The 8,583-nt window shown below is 51.2% G+C and carries 11 protein-coding genes and 1 pseudogene; all 12 read right to left on the bottom strand.

Annotated features, from left to right (window positions below; translation table 11 throughout):
• Nucleotides 1-120: 120 nt before the first annotated feature.
• Nucleotides 121-228, bottom strand: a pseudogene (locus Xedl_RS25970) (Mov34/MPN/PAD-1 family protein); the annotation flags it as partial.
• Between the two features lie 2 nt (nt 229-230).
• The gene (locus Xedl_RS18525; protein ID WP_208605090.1) at nt 231-983 is read right to left on the bottom strand and encodes a phage minor tail protein L; all 753 of its coding nucleotides are present in this window, start codon (nt 981-983) and stop codon (nt 231-233) included.
• A gap of 5 nt (nt 984-988) precedes the next feature.
• Nucleotides 989-1,321 carry a phage tail protein gene (locus tag Xedl_RS18520; protein WP_074025208.1) on the bottom strand — a complete coding sequence of 111 codons (333 nt, stop codon included), beginning with the start codon at nt 1,319-1,321 and terminating at the stop codon, nt 989-991.
• Nucleotides 1,321-4,734 (bottom strand): phage tail tape measure protein, encoded by a 3,414-nt coding sequence (locus Xedl_RS18515; RefSeq protein ID WP_074025207.1) that lies wholly within the window; start codon nt 4,732-4,734, stop codon nt 1,321-1,323. Before Xedl_RS18515 ends, Xedl_RS18520 begins: the two co-directional genes overlap by 1 nt.
• A gap of 10 nt (nt 4,735-4,744) precedes the next feature.
• A complete protein-coding gene (locus tag Xedl_RS18510) occupies nt 4,745-5,017 on the bottom strand; it encodes a phage tail assembly protein T (protein ID WP_074025206.1) in 273 nt (90 codons plus the stop codon).
• Complete coding sequence (locus Xedl_RS18505; RefSeq protein ID WP_143187480.1) at nt 5,014-5,427, bottom strand: phage tail assembly chaperone; 414 nt, start codon at nt 5,425-5,427, stop codon at nt 5,014-5,016. Before Xedl_RS18505 ends, Xedl_RS18510 begins: the two co-directional genes overlap by 4 nt.
• A gap of 1 nt (nt 5,428) precedes the next feature.
• Complete coding sequence (locus Xedl_RS18500) at nt 5,429-5,899, bottom strand: phage tail tube protein (protein WP_074025204.1); 471 nt, start codon at nt 5,897-5,899, stop codon at nt 5,429-5,431.
• Nucleotides 5,900-5,953: 54 nt separating this feature from the next.
• Nucleotides 5,954-6,289 carry a tail completion protein gp17 gene (gp17, locus tag Xedl_RS18495; RefSeq protein ID WP_074025203.1) on the bottom strand — a complete coding sequence of 112 codons (336 nt, stop codon included), beginning with the start codon at nt 6,287-6,289 and terminating at the stop codon, nt 5,954-5,956.
• Nucleotides 6,286-6,732, bottom strand: a complete 447-nt coding sequence (locus Xedl_RS18490) for an HK97-gp10 family putative phage morphogenesis protein (protein WP_074025202.1) — start codon at nt 6,730-6,732, stop codon at nt 6,286-6,288. Before Xedl_RS18490 ends, gp17 begins: the two co-directional genes overlap by 4 nt.
• Complete coding sequence (locus Xedl_RS18485) at nt 6,729-7,049, bottom strand: phage head closure protein (protein WP_074025201.1); 321 nt, start codon at nt 7,047-7,049, stop codon at nt 6,729-6,731. The genes Xedl_RS18490 and Xedl_RS18485 overlap by 4 nt, the downstream gene beginning before the upstream one ends.
• On the bottom strand, nt 7,049-7,354 hold the full coding sequence (locus Xedl_RS18480; protein WP_074025200.1) for a head-tail connector protein: 306 nt from the start codon (nt 7,352-7,354) through the stop codon (nt 7,049-7,051). Before Xedl_RS18480 ends, Xedl_RS18485 begins: the two co-directional genes overlap by 1 nt.
• 46 nt (nt 7,355-7,400) lie before the next feature.
• Nucleotides 7,401-8,583: phage major capsid protein (locus Xedl_RS18475; protein WP_074025199.1), on the bottom strand; the 1,183-nt coding region annotated here is incomplete at its 5' end.

The raw sequence follows: 8,583 nt of genomic DNA, 5'->3' as shown, positions 1-8,583 counted from the left end.
ATGATAAAATCTTGCTGTGACATAGCCTTTTGTTCCTTTATTTCTCTATTTTTGACGACTTAAAGTTATAAAGGAGCGGCTATGTCATTTCAACTCACCCTAAAAGTCGAGCATCGCGTAAGGAAAGTATTTTTCTACACGACTTTTTTGAGCAATCACGCCGCAACATTCGTTGGGATATTCGGCTTTTGCATGGGCAAATATTGCCTGTAGTGTATTGTCACGCATCGTCACCGCCTGATTAATGCAGCACCGGGAAAGCCGCCAAATGGTAAAGATTCATCTTCACCGAATCGTAATTTACACGCCCTGAGTAAGCCGGAACACTTGTCTTTACTGGGATCATCAACCGGATTATCGTTTTCATCAAAGTAACGGTTTCCGGCATAATCACAGCCCTTCCCTGTGCGATACCAGCCCCGCGAGCACCATGTGCACAAGCTATGGATTTGTCGCGTGGGTATTCTGAGTCCTTCTAAATCAGCAGGGCTGGCTAGCTCGAATGTGACCGACACGTCTGTTTCTGACTCTTTTCGATCAACATAGAAAACCTGTTTCCGCTCCTGTTCGGGGTTGGCGGTCGGGTTCCCCTCTGGGAAATTGCGGGCATCCAAATAATGCACAAAGGTATCGTGGATCGTTACCTTAGCCTGTACCATGTCATCAAATTGCAAACAAAGTGCTGTCACGACCCCACTGAGGTTAGCGATAGTTAATTTCGGATGGGCTGACTGTCCGTCGCTGGACATCTCCAGCCCCTCTATTTTAACAGGCCACGCACCATACTCTTCTCCCTGCCACCAGATGGATTTTGGTTTGGATTTATCAGGATGATCCTTTGCTGTCTCAATCTCAGCGGAGGTAAGAGGGATGCCGTAAGCATGGAAGCGCAGATGTTCTGCGCCGAACGCGGTTCCATCCACTTCATATAGCCGGATAGTATTACCCGGCTCCAGTTTTTGGATATCTGTGCTAAACATGATTCCTCCTAGGGATGATGCGCCTGAATAAATTCCGCCGATAATGAATATTTGTTACCGCCCAATGCACTAGTCTTGTAGCCTTCACAGCGATACAACCCTTTGTCAGAGAGGGGGGGTGTCCAGATAAACGACTGGTGACCCTGATGACGATCTAAAAACTCCAGAATCGCACGGACATAAGATTCCTTACCGATAAAATCCACTGTCCATTTTTGACTGCGGGGATGGATACCATCCCCTGATACCTGCGTGTAGCCATCCCCGAACTGAGCCTTTCGGATAGCAAAATTCACCGTTGAAGAGGCGCTCGTTCGGGGACTCCAATGAAAGATTTCCATTATCGCCCCCTGACTGCTCTAAAAATCGCCCCGCCCGGACGCAGATCTTTATCCCGTTCAGCTTGATAGACCTGAGTGAATGCCCGCGCCAGACTTTCACCAAATGCCGCATCGGCACCATTGGCAATCTGGCTTCTACCGCCTGAATCTGTGATATAGACCTGAATATTCGGTGCACCGCCCATATTTCCGGTAGGGAAGATAGCCCGAACACCGAGTGAGCCATCTGCACTACGCTTAAGCGGCATGATAGCTTCGGGACCCGCTTCCCCCATCAACCCTGCCCCTTTCGCAAAAGCAAAATAAGTTGGCGTACTGACAACCTGATTGCTATACGCGCTCAGACTAGGTGAAGTGTATACATTCCCTTTGGCATTCTTCGGGATAAAATCACGCCAACTGGTGGACATTCCCAATGCCCCTGTATTAGTCACTGCTCCTATTACAGAACCTCCCACACCTGCCATTGTGCCCCCCATCCCCATCATCCCTTTTAATACGCTATTGGTTAATATGGCCTGCGCCGCCATGTCAATCAGGTTTTGGATAATACTTTGCGTCAGAGAGGAAAATAGGCCTATCATTCCGTCCTTAAATGATTGTGTACCTGTTAACATGCCCGTCATCATGTTGCTCATACGCTCTTTGGTGGCATTAAACAAATCCATTGCCATTTTCTGCATCCGTCCCTGAGCAGAATACAATTGCATGGCGGCCTCATAGCGACGCTGATTGGTTTCATTATCAGCGGCTATCAACAGCTCATTTTTGCGCTGTTCGGTGATAAATTCCTCGGTCGCGTAGGTCTGAATCAATGCCTTGCGTTTTGCTAGCTGGTTTTGCAGGTCTTGCAGAGGATCAACGTTACCCACCAATTCCGCCACAGGCGAAACGGCATAACGCTGCCGGGCTTCCGCGACGCTGCCTAGGTATTTCGCCGCAATCTCCTGTTTACGGCGCTCAACCTCTTCGGCGCTTTGAATAGCCATGTCCGCCATCTGGCGCTGCAACTGTTTTTCGGCTTCTAAACGGGCATGTGCGGCCTTGCGGTACGGGTCGGACTCGATGGCGTCATGCAGATCTTGGGTGCGCTGTTTAGCCAGAATGCTAGCTTTGCTAAGCTGGAGCAGTTCTTCACGTTGCTGCCCTGTGTATTTGGCGCCGATTTCCATCGAGGCGGCAAAGAGTGACGCGGCAACCTCCCCCTCCTTCATCCGCACCTGTTCGACTTGGATTTCACGGTTCAGGTCAGCCACTTTATTACGGTAGCTTTCCTGCGCACTGGCGGCTTCGCGGGCGGCTTTTGCGGCATCACTCGCGGCTTTTGACGCCGCCGCCTGCGCTGCTTTAGCCTTTTCGCCATTTTGATATGCGTCTATCGTATTATTGATGTATTTTTGATAATTATCATGATGCTGTGGCGTATTTAACCGCTGATCTTCGGCGGCAAATTCCGCCTGCCGTCTGACTTTTGCCTCACCCTGCAATTTTGAAAGCTCAAGGTCACGCTCAGATTTCTTAAGAAAATCTGCTTGTTTGTCGTCCAGAGGTGCCTGAGGAATTTGGAGTGGGATAGCAACATTTGTTATCTCACGCTCTGAAAGTAGTCGATTACCCTCCTTCATCAGGCGGTTAAATTCGCTATGAGCAGCATTCATCATCAGCAAAGACTGGTGGGCTGCGGCCTCCTCTGCTACTTTTTGCTTGAGTGAATCAATACGCCTGAGAACGATTGTATTCAAAGTCTCCTGAATAGTGGCGAGGTGATTTTGTTGTTGCCCTAACCTTTCTTCCTCTGCCATAAGTTGCAACTGCGCACCATGAAGCTTTTGAGTTGCCTCTGTTTGAGACATGAGGTGATTCAACATATAATCACCCATCATAATCCCTGGCTTAGATAGTATTTGTCTCAATCCAGCAATCTGACTTTTCAAAGAGCGCACTTTTTCTTCTTGTTCAGATACCTGTCTTTTTTGTTCTTTCAATGCCCCCTCAGTTTTTATTTGGTTGTCACTGAGTTCTGATGCAGACATTTTGGGGATTTTTTCCGGGATTTCTCTGATAGTGTTCGCGTACTCACGCGCTGACAGCCTCGCTTGCTCTTGATTCTGGTACATTGCGTACCACGCGCCCGCACCCAGCATCACTAAACCAGGTATACCGCCAACAAGCCCCAAAAGCCCTCCTGTCATTCTGGAACCCATCGACGTGACTCTATTCAATCGATTTTGTGCCGCTGTTCGGGCATCAATATTGCGCTTAAGGCTGGCCTGTATCTGTGTTAGCCGGATTTCAGCCAGCGCCTGTGTGCCGGCATTCTTTGCGGCCACCAGTGCCTGTTGTGCCCGATAGAGCGCTGCCCGTGCTCTGGCGGTTGAGATCTGAGCGCCCTTGACCTGAGCGTCCGCCAAACTCACCTCAGCACGGTAGGTTTTCCAAATGTTACCTGTGGCTGTTGCCGCGCCGGAAGTCATGCTGCCGAAGAAACGTGCCGCTCCGACCGCTACCAGTATCCCGCCCGCTGCGGCAACAGTATCAATATTTTTCGCCACCCCATCCAGCGCCCCAGATAAGGTTGCCGTGACTGCGCTTGTCTGATTGACTTCCCCCACCCACTGCTGAAACGCATTCGTGACGCGGGTTGAAGCTGCACTCACGCTGTTCGGCATCGAATCGAATTCTTGGTGCAGGGTCTGCAATTGCCCGATCAGGGCGGGGACAATTTTGGGTGTCGTCAGCTCGCCCGCATCTGCCAGTTGTTTCAGGTCTTTTTGGGCGACCCCCAGCCCATCGGACAGGGCTTTCATGATCCGCTGGCCGGACTGCGCCACGGAGTTAAAATCCTGCCCCCGAAGTACGCCGCGCCCCAGCGCCTGTGATAACTGGACAATCAGGGATGAAGTTTCCTCCGCAGACGCGCCGGACACTTGCAAGCCAGTTGCCAGTGCATCCGTCAGGGACAAGATATCTTTGGTCGAATAACCGTATTCACGCAGGGAACTGGACACACGGGAAAACAGGCCAGCATTGGATTCAAAGGTTGAGCCGGTATACTGGCTAATCCGCATTAATTCACGCTGCGCATGGGTAAAATCCTCTACGGAGGTTGTCGCCAGCTTGATACGCGCATTCAGGGAATTGTAATTGTCTGCCATGCTGATAAGTCGTCCAGTGGCAAACATCCCGGCAAAGGCACCTGCCATGCCGGTTGCGGCATTTCTGGCTGAAAGTAATTGGTTATTCAGCTCCCGTAGTGCCTGCTGGCTGTCACGGGTGGCGGCAGCCGCCTGACGACCGCCCTTCTCCATTGCCCGGTAGTAATCCGCCCCCATCCGTGAGGCGCGGGCAATCTCAGCCTGAAATGATGCCGAATTGGCTGAAATTTTAATAATCAGTTCACGCAGTTTAGCCATAGAAAATCACTCAAGACAGGTTAGATAAAAAGTCTTCCAGACCGGAGGAGCGGTCAGGTTCAGCTTCCGGCTCCCCCCATTGCAACAGAGCATCACGCAAGGCCACTTTGCCCCCTTGTGACTGGTACACCGCGGCGGTAATTTGAGCGGCCTGAATATCACCCCGCTCATCCCCTAACGGACTCAGCCGGTCATATTCCAGCCAGCACAACAACTCACTGGCGCTCATCTCCCGTTGTAACTCATGCAGGGTTTTACCGAGCCGCAACGCCAGTGTCATCATGAAGAACGTGGCGCGGTTTTTGACTTTTTTTCTGCCTCCGCCTGTGAGACCATGAGTTCCAGTGCCTGCTGTAACAGACGGGTATGGACGGGACCATAAATACCCGCTACGATCTCGATATCCTCGTGCGTAAAGACGGCTTCACCCTCTTCATCCCGCAGTACGTCAATAAACATCACGACATCCCCGCGAATATTACGGTGGGTTCTTTCCGCCGCCGAGAGAGCTTGCTCCTCTTCCTCCTTCGGGGTAATAATGGACTGCCAGAGTTCCCACGCCCCCGCCGACGGTTCACGCAGTGTGACAGTCACATCGCCCCATTCCGGTACGGTGACGGTCTTACTGCGAAAACCCGCATTCGGGGCTAAAGCCAGCGCACGCAGGTCGGTTTTTTTCAGTCTTGCCATGATCTTATCCTTGTGGGGTGTTTTTGGTTAATGATGTGGGTTTCAGGGGAACCGGCTTGCCTTTTAGTCGCAAGGTAAACGACGCGGTCACTACGCCACTGGTGGCGACACTCCATGAGTTTTGCCGTACCTCGGCCAGAAAGGCATAACCATTACCGGTGGGGAACTCGACCTTAAACGCATGGAGTTCATCGGTATCGTAGGCGTGACGCAACGTATTCTGTCCTGCCTCATCGGCTGACCAGTTACCGGACAGGGTAATTTCCCCCGGTGCGGCGAGACCGTTAGTCATTTCCTGCTCAGTGGAGCACAGGGTGGTGACCTCAATGTCACTCTTCTGTCCGCCGGTATAACTAATCTCCTTGGTGGTGCAGTCAATCGCCTGCCAGACAGCATTAGCCGGGTTAGCCTCAGTGGCAGGATTGGCCGAAATACTCACTTTCGTGCCCTGTGATTTTTCATACTTACTTGACATGGGATCCTCCAGAAATAAAAAAACCGTCCGCAGACGGTCGGGGAAAAGGGTTGATTACTGCCAGAGCTGGCATTCCAGCGTGGCGCGGTACAATGCCGTATCGGGTTCGTAGCTGTGGGTTTCACTCAATTGTGTGGGATAGAGTCCGGCAATAGCTGACCTCGCTTTGCTTCGTATCTCCCGCGCCTCATCAATGTTGTTAGCATAAACATCAATTTGCAAGGTAGTGAGGCGTTCCGCTTGCCCGTTCAGGACATCCTGATCGAGACTGTAGAGTGAAAATACACACCACGGCGGCTTGACGGGCGGTTCGGATTGTGGCGCAACATAAGGAAAGACTTTCTCCGGCAATATCGGCATCAATAGTGGGAAAATGTCAGCTTCTTTCATTTTGACAGCGCCTCATCAATCGCCTGATTCAACCGTTTCATTGCAAATTCGGCCGCTTCATCGGATTTCGCATCAAACGCCGGACGGATAAACGGCTGCGCAGCCATCTTTGACGTCCCGTTTTCCAGAAAGCGCCAGTAATAGGCATTGCGAGGATCATCCTTTTTCATTGTGGTGTCGCTGTTGGTGCCTTTAGCGTTTGAGCCTCTGACATACACCCCCGCGGACGCTTCGCCGTTTTGTGTTCGCCGATTGGAGGCTACAATGTTGCGGCTCAGCTTGCCTGTGCGTTTCGGTGCTTTGACTCGCACCTCATCGCGCAGTAGTGACGCTGCGGCATACATGGCTTTTCTCAGTGTCTGGTTATTTTCCGCCCTGCTGAGTGCCTCCAAATCCCGGGCGATATCCTGCAAGCTGGAAAAATCCAGACTTGTATCAATCATGCCTTCACCCCCTGCTTGCATAGCAGTTCAAGCTGGGTGCGTTTCGGGTCAGGAATAACCGCCTGAATATCATAGATCTGCCCCCTGAACACCATACGAAATGCACTGGTGACGTCCGAGCGGTAACGCAGCCAGACACGTACCGTGGTTTCGGGCAATTCCGCCCCCGAGGCGAGCAATTCCCGCCCGCTGATGTGTTTGACCTCCGCCCAGACCGTGGCGACATCCTGCCATTCCTGCATGCGTTGGCCTGACGGTAATTTGATCTGGGTGAAGTTTTGTAACAGGATACGGTGGCGTAATCTGCCTGCCTGCATCATTTCCCCCTCATCGGCCTGATACGATAATCATTAAGCAGCTCTTTAAATCCACTCGCTAATACGTTGGGTTCACGATGTTCGTACCAAAACCCCACGGCTAACATTAGCGCCAGTTTAATGAGTGGTGTGATTAACATACCGTCGGGATCGGTGTCCGGTACGGCATCCTCATACAGTCGACGGTTCAGATAGTTTTCTGCCTTCTCTCTGGCTACCGTGAGATACGTCAACAGCAATTCATCATCTTGTGTTTCATCCACTTTGCACTGCAACCGCAGCTCTTCAATCGTGGGTAATGCCATAGTTCCCCCTATAACAGGGCGGCACGAAGCCGCCCGAAGATGAGACTTACTTACCACCCGCGGCTTTCAGCAGCTTCACCGCGTTACTGTCCACTAACATTGAACCCACGCGCTTAGTGGTGTAGAAATGCACGAATGGTTTGTGTGTGTACGGGTCACGCAACATGCGAACACCAATGCGGTCGAGAATGGTGTAACAACGCTTGAAGTTACCAAATGCAATTGGGGTTGATTCAGCAACGACATCAGAAAACTGTTCATTTTCAGCAATGCCATAGCCTAACAACGCGGAAGGTTGGCCTAATTGCAAGCCCGGTTGCCATAAGTAGTTGCCTTGGGCATCTTTCAGCGTACGAACCTGAAACAAGGTATTGTTGTTCATCATGAACTTAGAGCCTGAGCGATACACCTTACGCATGGTGTAAATCAGTTTCATAATTTCATCTGCTGTGACTTCTGTCGGCTTTTTCAGTAACAAGTGCTGCAATTTACCCCAGTCACGATCTTTGTCTGCTTTGTCATCACTGCCATACGCTAATAGGCCTTTTGGCTTTTTAACACCATTGCCGTTAGTGAACGCAGCTTCTTCTTGCTCAGCAAATTCAATAGTCAGTTCACCCGTGATAAATTGCTCAACATTAAAGAAAGCATCATCAAGCATGGTTTGCGTTGCTGCTGGGTTGCCGTAAATTTCACCCCAGGTTGGCTCAATAGAGGTTAATTTTGAGGTGCTGGTTTCAGGGCGTTCATCCACTTCACCAACCCAGCCGCTGTTAGTTCCGCCTTGATTAACCAAACGTTTAAAGTTAGGTGAACCCACGGTGACAACATTACACTCCTGACGCATAACCACTTCATCACGCAGTGCCGTAATGATATTGCGATCCAGCTCTTCCGGCACAGCATAGCCGCCATCGGGATCGGTCGTGGTCTGCATCGCCTTTTGTTCCAGTTCGGCCAGCCCGTCTTCCTTACCTTTGCGGATAAATTGGCCAAAGGCGGCTTTGTGCTCATTCACCGCTTTGCTGTTGGTGCCGCCCGCCGGGCGTTTCAGTCCAGCCAGCTCTTCTTCCAGCTCAGTTTTCAGGGTATCCAGCTCAGACAACCTGCCGTTCAGGGTATCGACCTGACCGGCCAGTTTGCCTTTTTCAGCCTCGATCGCCTCAAAGCGTTTATCATTCTTCTCTTTGAACTCGTCAAAGCGCCCCTTGATTTCCTGCGCGACCTGT

Source organism: Xenorhabdus eapokensis (assembly GCF_001908105.1).
Note: the sequence above shows the minus strand (reverse complement) of the source record. Positions and strands in the feature narration are given on the sequence as shown.